The sequence below is a fragment of the Mesorhizobium sp. M7A.F.Ca.CA.001.08.2.1 genome, from assembly GCF_003998455.1.
GTDB classification, from domain to species: domain Bacteria; phylum Pseudomonadota; class Alphaproteobacteria; order Rhizobiales; family Rhizobiaceae; genus Mesorhizobium; species Mesorhizobium ciceri.
Map to the genome: position 1 here is coordinate 1 of NZ_RZPW01001367.1, position 667 is coordinate 667.

The 667-nt window shown below is 62.2% G+C and carries 1 protein-coding gene; it reads left to right on the forward strand.

Translation table 11 applies throughout. From position 1 onward, the window contains the following. On the forward strand, positions 1-344 hold a 344-nt coding region (locus EN914_RS37440), incomplete at its 5' end, for a sulfotransferase (RefSeq protein ID WP_281034710.1). Positions 345-667 lie beyond the last annotated feature (323 nt).

Sequence of the window (667 nt, forward strand, 5' to 3'; positions counted from 1 at the left end):
ATTGGGACGTCGTCTATGTCGGCTACAAGTCGGCAGTCGACTGGCCGACGGCCTATTTCTGGCGCGAACTCGCCGAGTATTTCCCCGACGCCAAGCTCATCCTCACCGTTCGCAACCCCGAGGACTGGTATAGGAGCGCACGCGCCACGATCTTCAACGCCATGGGCGACACCGACCCGCAAAGTTTTGGCCGGGCCGTCATAGAGACGAAAATTTTCGGCGGTCGCGCCTGCTGCTCTATCCAATGGCCGAACCTGCGCGCCTTTCTCAGCGTGCCGATCCGGACCGAACCCTTCCCCCACAGCAGCACCACGACCGAATTCCGAAGCCGCTTCGCCAAATAAGCCCCGCACCGAGTTCGAAGCCGCAGCCCGGGTAACGCGCGTAGCAGCCTGTCCACGCCCGCTCCGATGCTTGTAACCAGTAGAAGGGGGTGTACCAGCAAGGGGAGGGTGGCCGCTGTTGGGCGCGAAGGTGCCATTGCGGCTAGCCGCTTGGATGTCCGCTTCTGGACGGCGGCCATTATAAGTTCGATGGCCGACTTCAGGCGCGTTGCGGACGACAGTTCTGGGGCCGGTTTACGGACAGCCAGCCTTTGGACGATCAGCGCGCGAAAGCTGCCTTCATCGGCTGGTTCCCAGCTTTGGACATCGGGTAGTACGTGGCC